Raw genomic sequence first — 21329 nt, forward strand, 5'->3', positions numbered from 1 at the left:
TTTCTCTCACACCAGGAGTGTAGCAAAATGAGCAGCAAATTGACAGACGCCATGCTGACGACAGGCTTTGCAGCGGGCGCTGGTCGCCCGATGCTGGACCCTTCCTACGGCGGCATGAACGGGTGGTCCCCCGAATACGGACAATGGGTCAACAACCAGGCTCACGTCAGTCGTCCCGTGCACTTTGTCCTGTTGGACGCACCCGAGATGTTTGACCTCTTCACCGATGCCACCAAGTGGCGTCAAGCGCTGAAGGCCACGATGGAGCTGCACAGCTATACCATCGACGGTCTGGACATGGAACTGAAGGTCGATGTGGATTCTCACGCTCTGGGTGGATCCGGCGAACTTCAGCATGAAGTCACCAACGTGAGTCGTGGCGTGTCTACCCCCAAGCATCAGTACGTGGAAAAATACGGTCGCCCCATCCAGCGCATGCATGAGTTCTGGATTCGGTACGGTCTGATGGATCCCGAAACCAAGTTTGCTCTGATGGGTGGTCTGGAAAGCGCTCGTGTCAAGGACTTGACTGCCAACTGGTACGCCGCAACCGGTATCTACATCCAACCTTGTCCTCTGCACAAGCATGTGGATCGCGCTTGGTTGCGTTCCAACATGTTCCCAGGAGGCGCTGGTGTCGCGACAGCCAAACGTGATCTGAAGTCTGGACAGGAAATCACCTATCTGGACATCGAGTACCACGGTTTCATGACGGTCGGCGATGGTGTCAACGCTTTGGCACAGCAGATTCTGGACACCGCTTTTGCCAATCGCAAGAACGCTGACCCGAACATGCGCAAAGCCCACGTGCCTTATGGCACTGAGTCTGAAGCCATCAACCCCAATCTGTCTGGTGAAGGCTGGTTGAACTACGCGTCTCAGCTGGGCTCCGTGTCCAGTCAAAACGTCACGACCGCTGCTGGCTCCACCACTGGCAACCCCGTCGCCACCTCTGGTGGTTAATCCCTGATGATCTCCACACCGACTGTTCACGCAGTCGGTGTGGAGTATCTACGTCAACCCCCGAGCTATCCTGTGAAATCTTTTTCTATACGGGGAAACACATGTCAGCTCACACCACTTTCACTGAGACCATCTACAAGGCCAGAGGCAAGAAAGGCAATCTGCCAGCTCCTGACGCCAGTGGGTACCACACCTTCATGATCGGTGCCCTGAACTGTTACAACAGCATCGGTGAGTACTACGTCGCTCACCGTGTTGTGGATCTCTTCAAGGAGTCTTCCGCCTTCATGCGTCGGATCGAAGCAGCTTGTTTGTACGGTGAGCTGGGTCATCCACGTCGTGAGCCCGGCATGAGTTATGCGGACTACTATGCTCGGATGATCGACATCTACGAGCCGAACATCTGTGTGCACTACCGCAAGATCTGGTTGGACATGAACTACGGGCGTAACAACCCAGAGTTTGGCAATCCAGAGATGATCGGCATCATGGCTGAGCTGCGTCCTCATGGACCTCATGCTGCTGTGCTTCAGGCTTCTCTGGACACACCTGACCAGAACACCGCTTTCTCTATCCGGTCTCTGATGGATACCCATCAGCGCAACGGACGAACAGAACGTGAGCTGACCAGCTTGATCACCTTTGACCATGTGGTCATGCCGGGTATCAAGCACGCGTGCAAGGCGTTCGCACCTGGCGTAGAGTCCAACGGACTGATTCTCCAGACTGGTCAAGAGCATGTCGTGCACCGCGATATCCTGCAAAACTTGGTGTCGGTAGATCGCAGCAGCCATATCTTTGCCAAAGAGTCTTCGCAGATCGTGGCCGACGAGATCCGCAGTCTCCTTTGCAAGAAAGTCAATCCCGCTCTCCTGAAGTGGTAAAGCACTACCTACAGACCTTCTGGTCTGTAGGTAGATTGCTCTTGATTTTATTTGAGTTAGGTACATAGTAACCGAACATACTCTACTGAACTCGATCACGTCAGATCTGGCAGTGGGGTTAAGGAGCAACTATGACCGTAGCAATTACCGCCAGCGAGGCATTGACAATACTGGTCTGTGTTCGGCAGACCATGCATCACATGAGTCCAGTCACTCTCAGTGCGATTCTTATAGCTCTCGACACACTAGAGAACTGGAGAGTAAAAAGGGACAAAGATCTTACCAGATTTAAGGCCTTTGCACCCAGCGCGTACGAAAAATACGTCGTCCTGCTAAGGACGGTTCGTAAAGAAGCGTCGCGGGTGGATATGGCGACAGGGGTGGGATTTGCTGCGTCGGTCTTTGGTAATGCGTTTACACGACGCGTTCAACGCCGGATGGTCAGCGAAGTACAACTTGACAACCAGCTTAGTGAACTCGATACTCAGGAAGCAGCTGTTTCAGATAACGAAGTTGCTTCTATGTTGACCAGCATTTTCAAACACAGCGACAATTAACTCCAAAGGGCGATTAACCATGACACTGAAAATTGAGACAGGCGAGCTGTTGACAGTGATCTTCTGTCTGTACAGTACGGTGGGTCTCCCAAATCTCACCACACAGAGGACGATCGGGGCCATCCATAACGTTGTTACGTGGATGGAAGTAACCCAAGATTACGAACTTGTTAGATTCAAAGCCTTTGCTCCACAGGTACACGATGCGTACAGTGAGCTGCTACGTTCGGTTCGCCAAAAGAAAACGCTTCAGATACCGGCCGCGCTTGCCGGCAAGATCATACTTGACGCCCTGTGGCTGGATCAGGTATTTACAGAAGACGTATACAGACGAATATTCTCAGAATTGCAAGACGATAAAGAGATGGCTGAGGGTGACGCCAGCAGCAGTCTGACCCCCATCCCTGAGATCAGCCAAACACTGAATCGCAGCTTTGCGAAGGACTGATACAAAGCCATACCTACAGACCTTTCAGTCTGTAGGTATGCACTTTTTCTTTTTTACATTTCGATCACTTCAGCGTCATGGAACTCACCATACTCCATGTCCAAATGGGTGATCAGAAAGATCTGGCTGTACATAGAAGACCCCAGCATCTGGAAGATGATACTGGCTACCTTGGCTCTGTGGACTTTGTCCAGCTTAAGGCCGAACTCATCCATGTAAGCCGGATACCCCTGTAGTCTCATCAGCATAACCAGAGTGAACTTCATCGCCAAGTTCACGATCTCCTGCATCCCGCCGCTCATGAGAGAGATGTCGTCCACAGGCAGCTTGTCTTTCACGATAACTCTGAACTTGTAGTCCAGCGCATCTTCTTCGACGTTGATGGCTTTCAGTTCCATCTTGTACGACCAGTTCTCACTGATCACCGTGTTGATGCTGGTGATGATCACATTCAGGAAGCTAGAGACTGTCTTGGCTATGAAACCGTTCTTAGGCGACAGCTCTTCCAACATGATCTCCAGCACCTTGACGTTTTCTTGTGTTTCAGCGACAGCTCTGCGCAGAGTGTCCACAGTGGCTTTGACTGCTTCTGATTGCGCTAACTCCTTCTCTACTTCCAAGACAGACACTTTCAACAAAGAAAGCTGGTTGTCTATCTCGGAAACAAGGCTGTTAACTGTATGTCTGAGCGCTTGTGTCTGTAAAGACTGCTTAGCCGCATCCAGAGAGCCGTAGAGCTTCTCTAAACGCTTGTAGGTAGCTAGAGCGGTCTCAGCTGTTTTAAGCTCTGAGAGCTTGTTTTCACGCTGATTGCGAAGCTCCGAACATTCGGCCTCTAAGACGGTCATCATCTCTGCCAGACGGTCCACAGAGCGATCACCCAACAGCGCTGCTGTGGTCAGCTGTCTGTCGTACTCCGCTACCTGTTCAGTGATGCGCTTCAGAGACTCTGTGGCTTCCAGCTCTAAAAGCATCTCATCAGCCAGAGACAGCATCTTTCCTGGATTCAGGTAGATCATCTTGGTCTCTTGGACAACATCCCAGAAGACACGGGCTGTCAACTTGGTGTGACCGTAGAGCTGTGTCAACCTGTTAAAGGAGTCCAGATACACAGACTGCGCGGTGATCTGAGCGGTCAGTGCCTTCACTTCTTGCTGAAGCTGAAACTGTCGCTCTGAGGCCTCCTTCAGCGCCAGCTTAGTGGACTGTGTTTTGGCTTTGACTTCTTCTGGCAACCAGCTGTGAGAACAGTTGGGACACTGTAGGTTCTGATGGGCTTCCAGTTCTTTCAGGTCCGTGTCTAGCTTGTGACCGTCACTCATCGCCGCTATCAGAAGCTGTGTGGTCTTGTCCCTGTTGTCCAGCAGTGTCTGGTAGTTAGCCTGTGAGTACTTTCGTTCTGGGTTCTCGCAGAGGTTCTCCAGTACAGAAGGTAAACTTGACCGGATAGTCTCCATGGCAGACCGCACGGACTCCAGGTTGTCAAGTTCGTCTTTCAGGTGCACCAGTCTGCTGACGATCAGCTGATAGGTGTTCAGAAGCTGGGATCTTTTCTCACCCAGTTCCAGTGACCCCTGGTTCGCTAAAACCTGTGCCGACTTGACGCGTGCGTCCAGGTCTTCCATGGCTGTGTACTTGCTGGTGAGCAAAGACTCCGTCACTTTCAGATCAGATCTCAGTTCACCGATGTACTCTGGTAAACCCACGTACGGGTGTGAGGTCAGAACACAGCTGTGGGACTCTAGAACAGTGTCCAGAGCCTGCTTAACACTCTGGTAGTGTCTTACTCCTTGGTCGATATCTACGTCGCCTGTATAAGCCCTGAGACTGGCTTTCTGGTCCAAGAGTCCCTCTATCCGATGCACCAGGACTTCTTTCTTAGACCTGAGCAGATCCAGACGACCTTCGTCGTTCAGCTTCTGTGTTTCAGCCAGCAGTTGACTGGACTGATTCTTCAGCATGAAGGTGTGGTTCTTGAGCGTCTCTTTCAGTCCGTTGTAGTGTCCCAAGACTGTGTCGATGTTGATGTGCGAAACAGCGTTCAGCAGTTTCTTCCTGGCGATCAGACCCATGGTCGTGAAGTTCTCACGAGACACCATGATGTCGTGCACGATCGACGAGATCTTGAAGTGCTCAAAGACCAAGTCTTTCTGAGCGGTGATCAATCCTGCTTTGTTCAGCTCCTGTCCGTCTTTCAGAAAGCTGTACTTGACACCGTCTTTAAAGCTGGAAATCAGGATATAGAAACTGCCGTTGAACTCTATGTGTATCTCTTTGTAGCCGTTCTTGCCAAATCGATCCTTGGTAGAAGGCAATGAGGTCAGCTCGTACATCAGTGAGCTTTTACCGGAACCATTGGGACCAGAGAGCATGACCAGCTTCTTGGTAAACCGATGCTCGAAGACCGTCTTCTCTGACAGAGGGAAGCGCTTGTAGTCCTCAAGCTTGATATAGACTATTTTCAAAATACACTCCTGGTGGTGTTACACCCAATGACTGACAGAAATAAAGACCACACCCCCCAAGAACGGGAGGTGTGGTACTTCAGATTGTGAACTGCTCTGAGACCAACTTCTCTTTGTACAGCATCACCCCAAATGTCTCTAGCACCAGACGGTGCTGTGTAGTAACATCCAGGATAATACGTCGCACATCGATGATAGCGATCAGCTCTTTAGGTATGCCGTAAGCCAGCACCCAGTCGCTGTGCATGTACACTGTAGGCAGGTTCTTCTTACCTGTCTCAGCCAACCATCCCACCAGTCTGGCTTTCAGCTCTGGGTTGTCAAAAGACTCTACCCAAGCCATCAAACGGGTCTTGTTGGTGAGTGTGGTAGGTATCTTGACCACACTGTAAGGTGGTGCCGAGAACTCACCGTAGGTAGGACCGAAGACCTGATTCCAGAACGTGTGTCTGGCGTAAGGAGATACGTTAGCGGGCTGCGTGTAAGCTGTCTGATCCTTGATCTTAGAACGCTTCAAGAAAACAGGTTCAGCTTTCAGTACGCTGGTCCGGATAGTGTTCTCCAGCGTAATGACACGATTCAGTTGCTCTGTGAGTGAACACTTCTGATTGGTGGCCACCTTGGTCAGGATATACTTCATCATCTCGGCAGCGTCTTCGATCACAAACTTAGGGGCAGCTGAGTTCTTCAAGTGCACCCCTTTGACTTCGATCTCTGGTTTCTTGTAAATGCTCATCTCACGGGTGACGGTGTAAGCAAAGTAGTGCTTACTGACATCAGCCGGTGCGTGAGCCAGCCACAGAAACTCGTTCTTCATCCCGATGCGTGTGATCAAAGACTGATCCACGTTCAGGTTCCTAGATAGGATACGCAGCATGTGAACGATGGACTGTGTCGTCACAAACGCCACAGAGGTAGCGACACCGATGGTCTTGTCGCTGATGTGGAACGATCCGTTGTACCACGTCACCCACTCGTCGGTAGTGAAACAGGTCGAGTCAGTGTCTGACAGTACCACCGCTCGTCGCCGCATGTTCTTTAAGCGTGTGACGTTAGGTGGGAAAATGCTTGTCATGAAGAACGCGTTGAAGAACAGCTTGTAGTTCATCAGCACTTTTTCGATGTGCTTGGATGTGGAGTACAAGTCCATCACCAGCTGTGGGTCTTCCATCTCCGCATAGTCTTTACCCTTACCCACCATTCTTGAGAAGAAGATGTGGTGCGCCAGGTTACGGATGTTCTCGTCCACTGCGTACAGCTTACCTTCTATATCTGGCGCGGGTGTTTCACCTACCACAGGTGCGGCCATCTGATCCAAGAGGGTTTTGATAACATCTGGGTTCAGTGCTCGCAGATGATAGAAGTCACCGATGTAACAGACAGCTGCCAGATGACCAGGTCTCAGCTTGCGCAGCAGAGGAATGATCTTCTCCTGGTAGTACTTATTGTCCCGAAAGTAGAGATCAGAAGACCGCTTCAATACAGCGACTGTCTGCTCCACCGTAGGAAAGACCAGCTCAAACTCTACCACGGCTTTCTCGACCTGGTCCACATCCACGTTGCTGGTGATGTAGACGATGTTGTTCAGGACATCGATCCCACGAGGGTAGTACCTGTTACCGGCGATCAGTCGCTCGTTGTTGGCGTTACTGAGCGACGTCATGGTCCGGGTCAGAGACGTCAATGTGGAGTGATTAGACGGGTTGTGAAGGATGCATGCTTCCTGAGCAAAAGAACCGCTCATGGAGTTGCAGTACGTCTTCATGTTGTTTTGCTCGTTGTCTTTGTTGTCGTAGAGCACCATGTCTCCAACAGCTTTAGCGCGGTGCATTTCGCTCTTGGCTTTACCGCGCTTCTTCACTGCCACAAAAATGAAATCTGATAAGATAGAGACCTGTTTAGACCGAGGCATGTAAGATGTCAGCGTAGGTGCTAAGACGTTACCCTCGGCCAAGTTCTTCTTGATATACCCGTACAGCGTGGTTGTCAGTGCCACACGGTCGCCGTTCTCCAGACGCTCAAAACACTTCATCTCTTTGTCCTTGAAGTGCTTCTTCAAGAACGTGATGGCCAACCTGTTGCCTTCCTCAACAGAACAACCTCTTCTGTTCTGGATGTAGAAACTCAGCTGCTTCAGATAAGCCTTCAAAGGGTTCAGACCCTCGGTATAGCTCTCAGCTGGCAAGTAGAAAACACCTTCCATGGTAGACCCTTTTTTGTTACTACCAAATGTGAAAACAGGGGGAAATATAGTGTGACACCCCTTAACAAGCCAGGAGCTTACGTGAATACGTCCACCACCCCCTCGACAAGCGCTACGGTGAAACCCGAAGCTCTTGCGCACAACGCCGTCATTTTTGCCAACGTCATCGAGCTGGTTACCGGCGTGGTGGCCAGCATGGGTGGCCAAGATACCGCAGCCGCCATGAACCGTGACGGGCTCTCTCGCGCTGTCCTTTCCAACACCGTGGCCAACCACATCAAAACCGCGTACCTCGCGTAAGGGCACCATCATGATCCGCAATACATCCGCCGACCTTGGCGCCAGTTTGGCTCACATCGCGCACGAGAAGAAACTGCGCTTTGCACCTATCTCCGGTACTCTGATGGCCGCACTCTGTGGAAGCATGCTTCCCCGTGTCCGTGGCTGCCACCAAAACGGTCAATATCTGTCTACGGGTGCCGAGTCGTTGCCCAGCGACATCGTGTCGGCAGCTTCTGGTGACTCTCTCCGTGATCGCAACAACGCGCCATCGTACGCAGCGTCCAGCCACGATGCCCTGATGGACAACTACATCCAGGACTACACCAAGTTGATCGGAACACACGTTCTGTTTGCACAGCGCGTGGTTTACGCCCAGATGACGTCCTTCATGGAAAACGTTCGTCAGCACGCAGCCAACATCGGCATGAAGCAGCCTGAAGACTTGTTCCGGGTGACCTACATGAGTCGCCACGCCATCTTCGACTCTGCCTTGATCGAATCCGAAGCCCAACCTTTCCGCAACGCTCGTGGACCACGCGCTTCGTTCGACTACCGTGCTGGTGTCTTCACTCCCGAGTTCGATCTGCTGGCCAGCCTCCTGACCGGCGACTCTGGTGAAGATGACCTGATCAAGTCTTGGTACGCCGAGAACGGTGACAGCAAACTCAAGAGCTACATGGCTGGTTCTGATCAGTTTGTCAACACCATCGTGAACCCCATCGAGATGGCGAACTACCAGCTGGTGAACTTCTTGTTCTTCCGTGGCTTGGTCAACAACCCCACGCTTCAGGTGGGTCTTTCTCTGACCGCTCTGACTTCTCTGGCTGTGACACTTCGCAACAGCTACGCGGAGGGCCTGATGTCTGCCATGGACCTGCTCAACGTCCACATGAAGAACGGTACGGTCTTGATCCCTGGTGGTTCTGGTCAGTTCTCCTACATGTCTGACAAGGGTGTGGACATCTTCATCTTGGAAGAGAACTTCCAGAAGGCAGCTGAACAAGGCTTCTCGATCGATCACATTTTCGGTCATGTGGCCGCCTCTGGCAACACCGCATTGACACTGGAAACCCTGGAGTCTCGTGGCGCTGAACTGAAAGACATCTGGAACCGCCAGCGCAGTCTGTTCGGCGTGTACACGTCACAGCGGTGGAACGAGCGCATGAAGGAGATCGTGAACTTTGAGGTGCGCGCTCTCCTGGACTCACCTGAGCACATGGAATCCATGAAGGAGTTCTACCAAGCTCATCCCGCGCATCGCGCTGAAACACTTCAGCTCTGCGCACAGCACATGAGCATCTTGAAGTCTGAGCACCTGGAAGATCTGGCCAAGCTGTCACTCTTCATGGTCGCAAAGATCATCTACCGACACAGCAACGCCTTCGACATCATCTCTGGTATGCTGGAAGCCATGAAGGCAGACCCTGAGCTGACACCGTCTCGCGCTGTGGTACCTGCTCTGACCAAGTACCTGACCGACTACCTGATGGCCCAGCTGGCCTGCGCCAAGTAACATCTGCCTCTTACCTCACACTGTCTCTTTTATGAGACAGTGTGATGGTTTGATCGTTTAAAAGGACACCCTAAATGTTATCTATCACGGAACAGACACAGCTGTACCTGGACAGCTCCTACACTCACCAAGTCAAGCAAGACCTCACCAACGCCATGTTTGTTCTTCAGGAGTTTGGCCTGGAGGACTGGGAGAACGAACTGGTCGATCTGATCAGCGCCGAAGAAGCCTACGGCAAGGAAGAGATCCACGACCTCTTCCTGACCAAAGTAAAAGTCTTTATCCTGGACCTGCTGAAGAAGCACGGTATCCGTGTCAATATCGAAGAAGACCCTGCCCTCTGGGAACTCAACGAACTTGGTCACTTTCTGTTGATGGTGCAGAAACTGGAAGACACGGACTACTTGGCTTACTGTCTGTATGGACCTGAGCCACCCAGGACACTCTTTATCCAGATGGCAAGTCGTCTGACGCAGCTGTCTGAACCACGGATGATGCAGCTCGTGGAACATGTTCAACCTGAACTCATAGAAGCCATGAAACAGCTTGTAAAGGAAGACGGCAATTTCAGTGACGCAGATGTCACCCGCAAGTGGAAAGCGCACTGGGACGCGTTTATGGCCTTTGTGGATAACACTGACTGTGCAGGCAAAGCAGCTTCTGAAAAAGGCTTCGGTCGCACAGAGTTCCAAACGCTGTACGATCTCTCAGGTATCAACTGGGACTTCAAAGTACAGCAGTCTGAGCTGAGTCAGAACCACGCTCTTCTGGCGCTGGACATCCTCAGCTTCGTCATGTTCTCTTTCGATGGTCAGCAGGCGCCGCTGGTGGTTTTTGACAAACACGTCAGCAAGATACTCTCCACCACGGAACAGATCAGTCGGATCCGTCCTATCGTGCTGGCTATCCTGAAAGACTTCGATCTTCACAGGTCAGCTGCCAAACACGCACAAACCCTTCTGCAATAAAGGAACACCATGCTCACCAAACTGGAATACCTCAAGCTGTGCGTTGTGGCTGAGAAACCGCTGACCAAACGTCGGTGGTACATCATGACCCTGGGTATCCCTCTCCCAGAGAAAGACCCTCAGATAGACACCATGGATCACCTGACACCAGTCATGACCGCGGATGGACTTCACTGTGTCATGGTCTCAGAACAGGGCAAAGTTCTGGTCCGTATCACCGATTGGAAGAGAGACGAGCCGCTCTACCGGATGGGCGACAAAGTCTCTGTCGACAACTCTTGGATGTCTTCTGTCTCCGGTACCATAGAGACACGTGTTGGCAATGTCATCATCAACGGAGCAGCCATCTACCCGATCCTGGGTACACGCATACCTTTTCAAGAAGGCCACATACCTCCTTCCAAACTGGAAAACCTGATCGCACTACAGGCCAAAGAGAAGGAGGACTTCAAAGAGAACACCAAGGACATCAGAGTCTCCGAGTACCTGGAAACCATGGATCGTCTCTGGATGTTCACCCAGATAGCTCCGCTGGTGTCCTCCGCCACCAGCGTCAAGATGATCCGTCAGGCTCCTGGGGCCAAACAGCTGAAGAAGAAACTTCTGGACGAACATGGCGACAAGCTGTCAGACCCAGCCACAGGTGCCATGATCCTGAAAGAGCTTCAGAAGCACGACGACGCATTTCTGGCAGACGACCCTATCGCCAAGCGCCTGATGTCCAACAAAGCCAAGATCTCTCGGCAGAAGGTCTTCGGCATGTACGGTGAAGCCAACGACTTCAAAACCAGCCTGACTTCCAGCCCCATCACCGCCTCGATGTCTGAAGGTCTGGACACCTCACCTGACGTTTTCCCCAAGTACCTGAACGATCAGCGTCTGGCCTCTTACTCTCGCGGTCACTCGACGCAGCTCTCCGGGTATGCATACACCATCCTGCAACGCGCTCTGTCTGGTGTGGAGATTGTGGACACACCCTGTGACACCAAGGAAGGTCTTGTGGGTATCGTAGAAGACACACGTGGCATGGTGGGTAAGTACATCCGCCTCTCTAACAAGTGGTCTCTGGTGACCTCTGACACCGAAGCTGCCTCCTACAAAGGCAAGAAGGTAGAGATGCGGTCTCCGATGTTCTGCGCATCTGAAGGCTTCACACTCTGCTACGCTTGTTTAGGTGATACCTACAAAGGTCAGAAGAACGCTCTGAACAACATCGCCGCACAGTTCTCTGGTGAACTCATGGGTCTCTTTCTGAAACGCATGCACACCTCAGGCTTCAAACTGACCAAGATCCACGCCATCGACCTGGTGACTTAAAATGACACTCTTCCTGTAGCATGGCTACAGGAAGAGGTCTATAAGCGTTTAAATACAAAATCTATATCTACGTATCACCCACTGTTATTAAAGCGCTCTAAGAGGCTTCTATCAGCGTGTAAATGGCTTCCACTGATGTGGGAAGTTGCAGTTCTTGCCACAGCCTCTGAACAGAGGAGCGACCATGTGGTTCTTGTACCCTGCAAGACCGCAGCCAACCCGTGTGACCCAGAACGTCATCTCTGGATGAGCCAACGTGAACGCAATGAATCTGTCCACCTCTTGTTTGATCTCAAAGACACTGAGTGATCGCATAAAGCGATCTTTGGTAGGGATGGCGTAGCAACGGTTCATGTAGCCTCTGGGGACACCGTAGATGGCTCCATAGAGATCGTTAGCGACCAAAGCTGCGCCTCGGCCGTGCGCCCCTCTCAGGTTGCTCCCAAACACAAAGATGTCGCTGGTGCCAGGAAGGGGGATCTCACCATCTTGGTGGTATTTGTAAGTCAGTCGTTTGGCCATGATGTTCTTTCGCGAAGTCATTTTTCATATGATCCCGGTAGAACCTTGAAAAGACTCTTCCACACCCTACCTCTCATGGGTAGGGTGTGGAAGAGATCGATCAGGCGTAGTAGGCGTTCAGGTTGTTCCTCTGGTGCTCAGACAGCCCCGTCAGAGACTTGGTGGTCATGCCCTGGAACTTGGTGCGACGGGTGACAGGATCACAGGTCTCCATGAGAACCCACACCAAAAGACGGAACACCACCAGCTCGGCGTTGCTGCCTGGCCACTTGGACATGAAGCGGTAGATGTAGCTGGGGTTGCAGAGGGCGTCTTTGTTGTCGTGGAAGAACCGGAGGATAGCTGTCCACTTCTGCTTGAAGACCTGGGGATCGGTTTCGCTCAGAGCGCGAACGATCACGCCGTGCAGAAAGTGCTGCCACTGGCCACCGTCTTTTTCGGTGATGCGTTTGGCAGGAAGCATGGCGTCCAGGTAACCTTGGAGTTCATCGTAGGTTTGTTTCATGATGCGTGTGTCGAGATGTTGGATGGAAACTTCGGCTGCCGTAGCGGTCACGGCGCGTGGAACTTGGACCATGCGGGGTGTTGGTTCGACGTCCGCGACAGTCTCGGTCGCCCGGGGAAAGAATTGCGGTTCAGGTTTGATGTCTTTCCAGCTGACTTGTTCGGCAGCGACAGGTTCAGAGACCTGCTCAACTTCGGTCGATTGTTCGCCCAAAGCGCTGGTCTGCTCTTGGGCGTCAGAGGCTTGGTCCTGAGTCTCGGAGTCTTCGGTCATCGTGGTGTCTCCTACTGGGGTGGAAGAAAGTTCCGCCAAACTGCGGAGGCTGGTTTGTTTGTGTCGATTGCGGCTCACAGAGGGGTCCTTTTCAGATACCGTACGTGCGCTCAATGATGGCGCCAGACGATTCCTTGGCGATGTTCAGGACACCGAAGCCATAGCTGCTGGCCATTTTGATGATGAAGCCGACACGACCCGTGTCCTTGGTGACTTCAGAGGCACGCGTAGCACCGTCACGTGACCAAGTGATCAGAGACATCACAGGACTGTTGTTGCGGTCACCGAAGATGATGCGCACCTGAGATGCCAGGATGCCCTTCACAGCGTCAGGTATCTTGTCCCAGCCAGAGAACTGCTTGGCAGCGATGTCCTTGGCAGTGAGTGTGTTCCAGGTGTGCTTGGACTCGATCTCGTTGAAGTTGCGCCAAGGCAGGTACACCTCCACAAACTTGGTGGACACAGCAGTGACCTTTTGAACAAACTCTTTGTCGTCACCGAAGATGCGGACGGTGTAGCCTTTGGCGATGAGCTTGGAGGCGATGTGGAACAAGCTGGTCTTGGCTTGCTCGGAGAACTCTTTGTCCACAAAGACCGCGATAGGCAGGTAGGGGTCATCCACCTTGTCTTCTTTGCGTTGGAAGCCACCGCCGCCACCACCGTAGCCACCGCCACCTTGAGGGCGACTCTGGCCGTAGGAGTTGCCCTGAGGACGATCTTGATGAGAAGACCGGTTTTCAGCGGGAGGTTTGGAAGCAGCCTCAGGTGAGAAACCGCTGTTGTCGTTGAGATCGTCAAACATTTTTGTGTCCTTGTTGAGTGGGATCAGATGATGCAATCACTGGTAAAAAACCTCCAGACCCCCACGTGAGTGGGAGCCTGGAGATTAGGTAGCCTCAGAAAGGCAATTGTTACGCGGCTTTGACGATCATTCCATTGGCAAAGAACTCCGAGCCCACGATGCTCGAACGGACGTAAATACGGTCGCCGGGAGCCAACGTGTAGTTCTCGGCGATGGCCGTTTCGTTGGCAGGCACGCGAGCGTTCATGATTTTGTGCTGAGCGCCAGGAGAGGCTGTGTTACCCACCCACATTTCGATGATGGCGTCGCTGGAAGAAGACACGTTGTAGGTGCTGATACTCACGCTGCTGTAAGCAGTGTCGGGCAGGTTGTTGTGGAACAACTGGACTTGACCAGTACCAGCCACAGCAGTGGCAGCCAAACGACCAGCGGCCAGGACCAGGGGGTTGTTTTCTTCAGAGCCAGACATCCGGACAGAGATGCCGGTGCCAGAGAATACTTTCACGAACAGGCGCTGACCTTGGCCGACGATGACCTTGGACAGTTCGATGGCGTTCTGGGTGCCGACGGGTTCGATGTCGTCGATCAGGTAGTCAAGGGAAGTCAGCGCAGCAGGGTTGGACTGGGTAGTCAGAGCCACGCCGATCAGAGAGCTGGTGGTCAGGTCATCACGCAGAAAGCTCAGGTCGACGATGGCGTGGGTCTTGCCTGCTGGGCAGAAGTAGACTTCAGCGGCTTCGCCAGTGGCGATGGAGAACGAACCGGTGACAATGTTCAAAAGGGACATGGTTAAACCTCACGAGGTGAAAAAGGGAAAGGATGACGTCTTGCCGAAGAATTTAAAAATGTCGCACCAGGTACTTGTTCCTGACCGAGGTGGAATACAGTACCCTGTCAGGCAGCACAAACTTGGTATGGAACGACATGAAATTGCTGTCGTGGGTTTTGCTCATGATAAAGAACACAGACTGGATGTCTGCTTCGATCTTTTTCAGAGCCAGATAACTGGGGTAGTCAAACCCTGTGTGCGCGATGAAGTTCTGGGTCATCTTGATACCCAGCTCAGACGCCAGGTGAGAGAAGTCCTTATGGGTCTCCGCGTTGTCAAGAACCAGCTTACCTTCTTTCACAAAGACATCGGTGACGTCTTTGATCTTGGTGTGCTCTTGAGACTCTGCTTCGATGGTCTCCATGAAGTCCATCATCATCATGATCTCCCGAACAAAGGGATACCCCATGGTGTTCTCTTGAAGCAAGTCAAGCTTACCACCCACGAGTTTATACCGACTCTCTGAGCCCGTGGATGTGCTCCTGAGCATGTCAGTCAACGGGACCACCTCAGCCAGTCTGAGCAGATCACGGTTCTCAAACTCGGTCAACCGGACAGAGCAGGTCATCACCTGGTACCTGGGCTCTGACCTGAAGAAGGTTTTCAGTCTGTGGATCAGCGGAGGAATGTGTCCGTGGATACAGCTGTAGTTGCTGGTGAAGTTGCGTTTACCGACCTCATGGTCATCCTTCGCCGAAGCCAGCATACAGAAGTTGTCGTCCTGCACAGTGGGGTCAGAGCTGAAGAACAAGTCCTTGAAGTAGTAAATCAGGTCTTTGGTGTCGTAGGACTCTTTGAATTCTGGATATGCCAAGCATGACCGGAGAACCACTGGAGCCACGTCGTTGACGTTGAACGGTGCTTCGTTGAGAGTCCTGGCAGAGTTAGAGCCTATGGCAGCCATGGTCTTACAGAGTGTCTGCGCGTAGTTCTCTGGGTCCACGTCTTCCTTGACAAAACTGACCCGGACGTTACGCTCTACCAGCTGATCGTGAAGTTCGACGATGGCTTTCCACTTTTCTGGGCTTTCTATCGGTTTGGCTCTTTTAGGGAGTACACCGCCGTTTTTGACCCACTCGTGACGACCTTCACCAAACGCCAGATCTGTCAACCCTTCCAGGTATTTCAGCGTATGGATCACGGTCAGTGATTCGATATTCTCCAGACTGGATGCCAGTGAGAATGTCTCTGTGATTGCGTCAGGTATCGTCTCGATGAAACCATATCCACTTCGCTGGATCAGCTCGTAGATATTCTCTACGGTCATGGGTGCTGCGGACTTCTCTTTCTGTATCCCGGACTCAGTGAAGTTCAGTGCAGACTTGCGAGGGTGTTTGGTGTACTTGGATCGAGCCGTCAGCGCGTAGCTGTAAGCCAGACAAGCGTAACCTGAAAATGTGTTGCCTTCAGCCAGGTCAACGGCCAAGTATGCGACCAGGTGCGTCATGGGGTGTTCCTACTTCAGGTCTGGCTTCATCGTTAAAGAGGATCACCAGATCGATGAAGACTTTGTGGTTGGTTTTGAAGAAACTGTTCAGCACGATTTGGATGTCACGCAACCTTCTCACGTACTTGGCTGAAGTCAACAACGTGGGAAGAGGTGAGCTGTATTTAGAGAAAACAGCAGCCAGACTCATCAGAGTCGGTACGCTGAGTTTGTCGGCATCGTCGTGGATCAGTCGGTCAAGCTGCTTGCGGTAAGCTTGTTGGAAATTGCCAGAAAGCGTTGTGCTGACCAGAGGTGCCAGAACAGAGTCGTCGACAAACAGCTTACTGCCGCTGACCTGTTTACCAGTTGTCACAAACCGGCAAATGGGTCGGTCCTGCAAGGCAACCACATCTTGAACGTCAGATGCCTTTTGCTGACGCAGTGGCTCAGGGACAGAGTCCAGCGTCAATGTGTCAAGCATTGGGTCCTGACTAGGGACATACACAGGTACGCCCTTCAGCAAAGACTCGCGCCATTCGAGAAGTTCAATACTGAGTTGAAAGTCTTCAACTCCTTTATAGAGACTGTGAGATCGTGACATAGTGGTCCTTAGGTTGATTCAGATCATCCTCAAAAGTGCAAAGAAAGATACTGACAGTTGATGACTTTGAAAAACCGTTGATGCCATATATAAAGTGTGAACCTATCAACCTGATAAAAAGGAAAAGCCGTGTTATCGCACATTCTGAAAACCAGTCACAGCAATCTCAAACCCCAGTTTGACACCAGCTACAGCACGATGTTTGATGCCGTGGCCAAAAGCGTGGTGTTCGGTGTGACACATATGCAGATGACCAAACATCTTCAGTTTGGGCACATCGAGTTTGAGTGTCGGTATCTGGAAAGTCTCCGACGCTATGGGTTGACATCACAGTCACCGTTGGACCTTCTTCAAAATCTCAGAATGACAGACTGTCCGCAACTGGGGTTGGATCTGCTTCCTACGCTGGAAGACTTCTTGGGCTACCGGTACAACGCTCGGATGTACAACTACCTCTCGGTTACCGTAGATGGTAATTACAACTTGATCGTTACCCTGAAGCAGGTATGAACAAGAGCTACCTGCTCAGCATAGACGCCGAGCCTCCCAAGAACCTCAGTCAGCATCGATACCTGACCGAGTACATGACACTGGCGGTTCGACACGCTGTGCGGTACACCCTAGAGGACTATCAGTCTCTCCCGCAGTACGGACACTGCGTTAACCGTATCTTTGTCAATCTGTCACCCATCGATCTGTCAGACGACGCACCACCTGACACTGGTGGCTACGTTTTCCGCACTGACTTTGTGTCTCCGTACGAGATCATCAAAGAACACGTCAGTCAGTGTCTCAGCGCTTTCCTGTTAGGGTTCACGGGACAAACTTCTATCAACTTCAGCGTCAGCTTTGTGACGCACAACACGGTCGTTCTGATGGCCGCTATCTACAAGGATTGAACATGCAAAAAACCAAGTCCGCAGCATACATCTTTCCACCTGGCTGTCATCTGCCACTGTTCCGCGTTCTTCAGCGGCAGTACATTCAGCAAGACTTTCTTGACTTGACACACGCCGTCATGAGAGCGTCGGATGTTCCTGCGTGTGTCAGTGAGACTCAGCTCGGTCAGTCGGCCATGGCGATTCTGAGGTGTTTGCACGAATCCATCACGCACAACGTGTTTGTCGCGGCACACACCAACTCGATGGCTACGTTTTTCAGACAGTTGGCCTTGGGGCATTTGTTTGGACAGATGGTTATCCCTTTGCACTACCTCGTGGCTATCCGCGATGCGCTTCGGAACATCTACACCGTTCACTCGGGTCATGTTCCACCGACGTACGACGAAGATCACCTGGACAATGTACTTCGTCTGCTGCACAGCTATGCGGAACAAAAGTACCAGGAAAACATGGGTGAGTACAACGAGGTGCTGGCACATCTGTCAGAAACCTTCGTCAACCAACGACTGAATCCTGGATTCAGAATCTCTGCCGTGATCTTCCAAGATCAAAACACTGTGGCAGTTTACGGCGTAGAGCCAGATCGAGGACAAACATGAAAGCTTATACGCTGCACGATCGCTGGTTTCTCAACAGGATCAGTGAACTGACCTTTGGCGACAGCGTTCGTCAGAAGGTCTATGAACTGTTCACAGACGAGACAAGTCCATCGGGATACGCCTACGACCTGTTCAGGATGTACCTGACAGACTACCAGCGTGTCACACCCAACACAGCAGAAACCGAAGGCGACAGAGCTGCTCTGAGTGCGGTCAAAAACTTGATCCTGAATATCCGCGATCACCACGTCACCGTGGTGAAGTTTGATAGCCTGGATGTCATGTGTGGACTCTCTGGATCAGATCTGTATGACTCGGTCAGCTCAGATCTCTACGACGACATCTTCAAGACCATGAGCGCCAAATACGGCGAAGCTGTGGTCGTGGATGAGTTCGACGAGATCGTGGAAGCTATCAAGTCTATCTTGGTGTCGATCGAACTGAACTACGTCTCTGTGGAAACATCAGGACACAACGAAGAGTACCTGGTGCTCATCGAAAAGCCTGGTGTGCTGATTCTGATTCTCATCTGACACACAGGGTATGCTGACGCATACCCTGTGTGTTTTACTTCAAGGAAACATCCCGTTAGGGAAAAGGTAAGATATGCTCAAAAAGACAACAAGGATCCACCAGGCACCACAAGAGGAAACATCTCCACTGACCCCTGCCGGCCAGTTAGGTGCTCTTGCCACAGTGCTTAAGAAGGAGCTGGGTCTGGTCGGATCGAAAACTGACTTGATGGGTCAGATCGACAAGTATGTCCAAAGACACTACCCAGACCGCCGTGTGGCTCACCATTACATCAAGATTGGTCTGAGAAAGGAACTCACCAGCAAAACGATGACGATCAGGACTTTCTTCAAGCTCTTGCAGGTGCTTGATCTGACCGCCATCACGTTGAAGGTGGAGGCAACCACCATCACCGGCAAAACCGTTGAAGCCAAGCAGGTGGTCTACCTGCCAGCTTCTGTTGAACCATTGACGCCACTGGACGAAAGGGAACCAGAATGATGACCATCTCATCAACAAGAAAGGCCCTGGGGTTGACCAGGGTATCACAAACAGTGGTGTTGTCTCCAGAAGACAACGCAATGCTGCTGGCACAGATGGAAGAGCAGACGCACTTCTGTCAACGCGCTTTGGCATATCTGAAAGACAACCCAGATGTGCCTCACAAAACCCTCCGACAGAAGATCTTACAGGAGATCTACGACACCGGCAAAGAGAACTCTTTGCCGTTCCGTGCTCTCTTTAACGAACTGTACCATGTGCATAAGCGCTTCGCCATGGGTTTGCAAGCGGACAAAGGTATCCGGACTCATACCTACATGACCTTCTACACGAAGGACTTTTGTCAGAAAGAGCTGTACTACGACCCTGAAACCGGTGTGCTGAGCATCGATGTGACCACGCTCAAACTGAGCTTTGTTCTGGATGCGCCGCTGCCTGACACCGTGAAACTTCCTCGTGAAGACGATGGCAGCTGCTTTGTGAACATCGCGGTCAGCAAGATCACGGGAACGGTGACACTGGACATCTTCTACTGATGTAAGAAGACAGCTACCTGCGCAAGCAGGTAGCTGTCTCATGTCTCACGTTTTTTTGCTTTTAGCCTTGGCGATCTCGAAGATCTGTGGACAAGACTGTTCCAGCAGCTGATGTGTCTTGTTAAGGACGGTCACCAGGTAGAAGGTGAAGAACAAATTCCCCACCAAAATAGAGATGGCTATTACTCTCAGAGGCTTGAAGTTTTTGTGGAAGAAGTTGTACTCTGTCTTGTCCATGAGGACAGACAGAACAAACACTTCCAACAGTTTCAAATAAGCCATATCGAACCTCCCTTTCTTAGTATGATCTCGTGGTATATACCGGGGTATGCTGTGAACCTAATTTTGGAGTATAACACATGACTCGACAAATCAAAGCCTTCGTCACATGCGATCGCCATATAAACAACGCCCCGGGCTCAGTAGAGCCACTGTATGAGCTTTCCACCATAGGGCTGACCTATGCCAAGGAGAAACAGCAGTACTACTCCCAGGAGATGCCAGAGTACTCGTTGTACGTATTCAAGCAGATCGATCAGACCGGCATGACCCAGAGCGAAGTGGACACCGTTCTGAACGTGGTGCGTCGGTTCACGGACTTTGCTTCAGCAAACACACACCTGGACAAACCTGCTTTGATCATCGGGTTCTTGTCTCAACACAACCTGCTGTACCCAGACTACCCTGTGACTGATCTGTCACCCATGACCATGGTCGTCACAGGCAACTTGGTAGGCCCTGACTTCTTGAGCTTTACCGTCAGAGGTATCCAGTGCAGTATCTGGCTGAGTGACAGCACGTTCAGAGGCTTCTACACGGACTACGAGATCAGTATCGTGTTTCCGTTTGAAGACTTCCAGGTCAGTGTGCAGAATGGCGCTGCGATGGTCACAGCCCTGAATAGCTTCTCTCTGGTGGAGTTCAACGGAAGGATCGAGCAGGACAAGGGTCTGTATCCCACGACGCACACCAAGATCCTGAACATCCCTTACCATCTGCCAGGGTCTACGGTGGTCCGCGACTGCCACTTTGCCTTCAACCAGTACGGCAGTCAGGGTAACTACGACCATGTACTCAAGCTGTACCTGTATCAGTACCTGCTGGACTTGGGGTTGACATCTGCGTACATCGAGACGATCTTCCCCACGATCCTGAAGATCAACGAGTTCTTTGTGACACCTCGCTGGAACAAGATGGCTATCCCTTCTCACGTGGGAGAGCACGGTATCCGGACCCAGGTAGCCAAGGCTTTCTCTGAGGAGTTTGACTTGCAGAAGTACGTCAAGGTCTACACAGATCTGGAGTACCTGAAAGCCAACAGCTACAACGTCCCATTTGACTACAACAACATCCTGTTGACCGTGAGCAATGGGTACTACACAGAGGAGCACATCAAAGACTTTGTGACGCAGTACCCGGACATCATCACGGTGTCTTCTACACATCCTGATTTCGCGCGTATGCGTCCGAAGACGATGCGCTTGCTGACACTGCTGGAAAGCATGCTCCGGATCACCGACAGTGACAACACGGTTGAGATGTTCTCGAAGATGATGGCCAACCCCAACTACGTCTTCACCATGATCAACCGCCAAGGTGTCTGGTATCTCTCGTTCCTGTACGAGGGGCATCAGATCTACGTGATCCCTCGGTATGAGTACACCGCTCTCCTGAACAGCTGATAAAGCTACAGATGCCTTAGACTTCGGTCTAAGGC

General features: G+C 51.8%; 24 protein-coding genes. 15 read left to right on the forward strand and 9 right to left on the reverse strand.

All coding sequences use genetic code 11. The features are described from left to right. Positions 1-27: 27 nt before the first annotated feature. The 4 genes from PHN51_11860 to PHN51_11875 all read left to right on the forward strand — a co-directional run bounded on the left by PHN51_11860 (position 28) and on the right by PHN51_11875 (position 2852). Positions 28-963 (forward strand): hypothetical protein, encoded by a 936-nt coding sequence (locus tag PHN51_11860; GenBank protein ID MDD2819474.1) that lies wholly within the window; start codon positions 28-30, stop codon positions 961-963. Positions 964-1064: 101 nt separating this feature from the next. Then, positions 1065-1847: a hypothetical protein gene (locus PHN51_11865; protein MDD2819475.1), complete on the forward strand. Its 783-nt coding sequence runs from the start codon at positions 1065-1067 to the stop codon at positions 1845-1847. 131 nt (positions 1848-1978) lie between these two features. Next, entirely contained in the window at positions 1979-2404 is a 426-nt protein-coding gene (locus PHN51_11870) for a hypothetical protein (protein ID MDD2819476.1), read from the forward strand. Between the two features lie 19 nt (positions 2405-2423). Next, complete coding sequence (locus tag PHN51_11875; GenBank protein MDD2819477.1) at positions 2424-2852, forward strand: hypothetical protein; 429 nt, start codon at positions 2424-2426, stop codon at positions 2850-2852. Between the two features lie 53 nt (positions 2853-2905). On the opposite strand, the gene PHN51_11880 is transcribed toward PHN51_11875, so the two are convergent. Both PHN51_11880 and PHN51_11885 read right to left on the reverse strand, forming a co-directional pair. Then, complete coding sequence (locus PHN51_11880; GenBank protein MDD2819478.1) at positions 2906-5317, reverse strand: hypothetical protein; 2412 nt, start codon at positions 5315-5317, stop codon at positions 2906-2908. A gap of 79 nt (positions 5318-5396) precedes the next feature. Beyond that, the gene (locus PHN51_11885) at positions 5397-7520 is read right to left on the reverse strand and encodes a DNA polymerase domain-containing protein (protein ID MDD2819479.1); all 2124 of its coding nucleotides are present in this window, start codon (positions 7518-7520) and stop codon (positions 5397-5399) included. Between the two features lie 81 nt (positions 7521-7601). Between PHN51_11885 and PHN51_11890 the strand changes: the two genes are divergently transcribed. The 4 genes from PHN51_11890 (at position 7602) to PHN51_11905 (ending at position 11600) form a co-directional block, all read left to right on the forward strand. Next, positions 7602-7820, forward strand: a complete 219-nt coding sequence (locus PHN51_11890; protein ID MDD2819480.1) for a hypothetical protein — start codon at positions 7602-7604, stop codon at positions 7818-7820. A 10-nt stretch (positions 7821-7830) separates the two neighbouring features. Then, positions 7831-9315 (forward strand): hypothetical protein, encoded by a 1485-nt coding sequence (locus PHN51_11895; protein ID MDD2819481.1) that lies wholly within the window; start codon positions 7831-7833, stop codon positions 9313-9315. Between the two features lie 74 nt (positions 9316-9389). Then, complete coding sequence (locus PHN51_11900; GenBank protein MDD2819482.1) at positions 9390-10283, forward strand: hypothetical protein; 894 nt, start codon at positions 9390-9392, stop codon at positions 10281-10283. Positions 10284-10415: 132 nt separating this feature from the next. Then, entirely contained in the window at positions 10416-11600 is a 1185-nt protein-coding gene (locus tag PHN51_11905) for a hypothetical protein (protein MDD2819483.1), read from the forward strand. Positions 11601-11711: 111 nt separating this feature from the next. Here PHN51_11905 and PHN51_11910 read toward each other — a convergent pair whose 3' ends face one another. The 6 genes from PHN51_11910 to PHN51_11935 all read right to left on the reverse strand — a co-directional run bounded on the left by PHN51_11910 (position 11712) and on the right by PHN51_11935 (position 16561). Continuing rightward, on the reverse strand, positions 11712-12143 hold the full coding sequence (locus PHN51_11910) for a hypothetical protein (GenBank protein MDD2819484.1): 432 nt from the start codon (positions 12141-12143) through the stop codon (positions 11712-11714). 79 nt (positions 12144-12222) lie between these two features. Next, the gene (locus tag PHN51_11915; protein MDD2819485.1) at positions 12223-12900 is read right to left on the reverse strand and encodes a hypothetical protein; all 678 of its coding nucleotides are present in this window, start codon (positions 12898-12900) and stop codon (positions 12223-12225) included. Positions 12901-12991: 91 nt separating this feature from the next. After that, entirely contained in the window at positions 12992-13702 is a 711-nt protein-coding gene (locus PHN51_11920) for a hypothetical protein (protein ID MDD2819486.1), read from the reverse strand. 109 nt (positions 13703-13811) lie between these two features. Then, positions 13812-14489: a hypothetical protein gene (locus tag PHN51_11925; protein MDD2819487.1), complete on the reverse strand. Its 678-nt coding sequence runs from the start codon at positions 14487-14489 to the stop codon at positions 13812-13814. Positions 14490-14541: 52 nt separating this feature from the next. Next, a complete protein-coding gene (locus PHN51_11930; GenBank protein MDD2819488.1) occupies positions 14542-15978 on the reverse strand; it encodes a hypothetical protein in 1437 nt (478 codons plus the stop codon). After that, positions 15947-16561, reverse strand: a complete 615-nt coding sequence (locus PHN51_11935) for a hypothetical protein (GenBank protein ID MDD2819489.1) — start codon at positions 16559-16561, stop codon at positions 15947-15949. The genes PHN51_11930 and PHN51_11935 overlap by 32 nt, the downstream gene beginning before the upstream one ends. Positions 16562-16690: 129 nt before the next feature. Here PHN51_11935 and PHN51_11940 point away from each other — a divergent pair, with 129 nt between their 5' ends. The 6 genes from PHN51_11940 (at position 16691) to PHN51_11965 (ending at position 19612) form a co-directional block, all read left to right on the forward strand. Continuing rightward, positions 16691-17071: a hypothetical protein gene (locus PHN51_11940; GenBank protein ID MDD2819490.1), complete on the forward strand. Its 381-nt coding sequence runs from the start codon at positions 16691-16693 to the stop codon at positions 17069-17071. Next, positions 17068-17460 (forward strand): hypothetical protein, encoded by a 393-nt coding sequence (locus PHN51_11945; GenBank protein ID MDD2819491.1) that lies wholly within the window; start codon positions 17068-17070, stop codon positions 17458-17460. The genes PHN51_11940 and PHN51_11945 overlap by 4 nt, the downstream gene beginning before the upstream one ends. 2 nt (positions 17461-17462) lie before the next feature. Next, positions 17463-18062, forward strand: coding sequence for a hypothetical protein (locus PHN51_11950; GenBank protein MDD2819492.1), 600 nt, complete (start codon positions 17463-17465; stop codon positions 18060-18062). After that, positions 18059-18595, forward strand: coding sequence for a hypothetical protein (locus PHN51_11955; protein ID MDD2819493.1), 537 nt, complete (start codon positions 18059-18061; stop codon positions 18593-18595). The genes PHN51_11950 and PHN51_11955 overlap by 4 nt, the downstream gene beginning before the upstream one ends. A 73-nt stretch (positions 18596-18668) precedes the next feature. Then, positions 18669-19076: a hypothetical protein gene (locus PHN51_11960; protein MDD2819494.1), complete on the forward strand. Its 408-nt coding sequence runs from the start codon at positions 18669-18671 to the stop codon at positions 19074-19076. A 32-nt stretch (positions 19077-19108) separates the two neighbouring features. Next, the gene (locus PHN51_11965; protein ID MDD2819495.1) at positions 19109-19612 is read left to right on the forward strand and encodes a hypothetical protein; all 504 of its coding nucleotides are present in this window, start codon (positions 19109-19111) and stop codon (positions 19610-19612) included. A 45-nt stretch (positions 19613-19657) separates the two neighbouring features. Here PHN51_11965 and PHN51_11970 read toward each other — a convergent pair whose 3' ends face one another. Continuing rightward, entirely contained in the window at positions 19658-19894 is a 237-nt protein-coding gene (locus PHN51_11970) for a hypothetical protein (GenBank protein MDD2819496.1), read from the reverse strand. A gap of 77 nt (positions 19895-19971) precedes the next feature. Here PHN51_11970 and PHN51_11975 point away from each other — a divergent pair, with 77 nt between their 5' ends. Further along, positions 19972-21294 (forward strand): hypothetical protein, encoded by a 1323-nt coding sequence (locus tag PHN51_11975; protein ID MDD2819497.1) that lies wholly within the window; start codon positions 19972-19974, stop codon positions 21292-21294. The last annotated feature ends 35 nt before the right edge of the window (positions 21295-21329 follow it).

The sequence above is a fragment of the Candidatus Nanopelagicales bacterium genome (genome assembly GCA_028687755.1).
GTDB lineage: Bacteria > Actinomycetota > Actinomycetes > S36-B12 > S36-B12 > UBA11398.

What these genes read in the sequence shown, in the direction of transcription:
- PHN51_11860 (MDD2819474.1), top strand. Translation starts at nt 28, where the DNA reads ATGAGCAGCAAATTGACAGACGCCATGCTGACGACAGGCTTTGCAGCG.
- PHN51_11865 (MDD2819475.1), top strand. Translation starts at nt 1,065, where the DNA reads ATGTCAGCTCACACCACTTTCACTGAGACCATCTACAAGGCCAGAGGC.
- PHN51_11870 (MDD2819476.1), top strand. Translation starts at nt 1,979, where the DNA reads ATGACCGTAGCAATTACCGCCAGCGAGGCATTGACAATACTGGTCTGT.
- PHN51_11875 (MDD2819477.1), top strand. Translation starts at nt 2,424, where the DNA reads ATGACACTGAAAATTGAGACAGGCGAGCTGTTGACAGTGATCTTCTGT.
- PHN51_11885 (MDD2819479.1), bottom strand. Translation starts at nt 7,520, where the DNA reads ATGGAAGGTGTTTTCTACTTGCCAGCTGAGAGCTATACCGAGGGTCTG.
- PHN51_11895 (MDD2819481.1), top strand. Translation starts at nt 7,831, where the DNA reads ATGATCCGCAATACATCCGCCGACCTTGGCGCCAGTTTGGCTCACATC.
- PHN51_11900 (MDD2819482.1), top strand. Translation starts at nt 9,390, where the DNA reads ATGTTATCTATCACGGAACAGACACAGCTGTACCTGGACAGCTCCTAC.
- PHN51_11905 (MDD2819483.1), top strand. Translation starts at nt 10,416, where the DNA reads ATGGATCACCTGACACCAGTCATGACCGCGGATGGACTTCACTGTGTC.
- PHN51_11910 (MDD2819484.1), bottom strand. Translation starts at nt 12,143, where the DNA reads ATGACTTCGCGAAAGAACATCATGGCCAAACGACTGACTTACAAATAC.
- PHN51_11915 (MDD2819485.1), bottom strand. Translation starts at nt 12,900, where the DNA reads ATGACCGAAGACTCCGAGACTCAGGACCAAGCCTCTGACGCCCAAGAG.
- PHN51_11920 (MDD2819486.1), bottom strand. Translation starts at nt 13,702, where the DNA reads ATGTTTGACGATCTCAACGACAACAGCGGTTTCTCACCTGAGGCTGCT.
- PHN51_11925 (MDD2819487.1), bottom strand. Translation starts at nt 14,489, where the DNA reads ATGTCCCTTTTGAACATTGTCACCGGTTCGTTCTCCATCGCCACTGGC.
- PHN51_11930 (MDD2819488.1), bottom strand. Translation starts at nt 15,978, where the DNA reads ATGACGCACCTGGTCGCATACTTGGCCGTTGACCTGGCTGAAGGCAAC.
- PHN51_11935 (MDD2819489.1), bottom strand. Translation starts at nt 16,561, where the DNA reads ATGTCACGATCTCACAGTCTCTATAAAGGAGTTGAAGACTTTCAACTC.
- PHN51_11945 (MDD2819491.1), top strand. Translation starts at nt 17,068, where the DNA reads ATGAACAAGAGCTACCTGCTCAGCATAGACGCCGAGCCTCCCAAGAAC.
- PHN51_11950 (MDD2819492.1), top strand. Translation starts at nt 17,463, where the DNA reads ATGCAAAAAACCAAGTCCGCAGCATACATCTTTCCACCTGGCTGTCAT.
- PHN51_11955 (MDD2819493.1), top strand. Translation starts at nt 18,059, where the DNA reads ATGAAAGCTTATACGCTGCACGATCGCTGGTTTCTCAACAGGATCAGT.
- PHN51_11960 (MDD2819494.1), top strand. Translation starts at nt 18,669, where the DNA reads ATGCTCAAAAAGACAACAAGGATCCACCAGGCACCACAAGAGGAAACA.
- PHN51_11970 (MDD2819496.1), bottom strand. Translation starts at nt 19,894, where the DNA reads ATGGCTTATTTGAAACTGTTGGAAGTGTTTGTTCTGTCTGTCCTCATG.
- PHN51_11975 (MDD2819497.1), top strand. Translation starts at nt 19,972, where the DNA reads ATGACTCGACAAATCAAAGCCTTCGTCACATGCGATCGCCATATAAAC.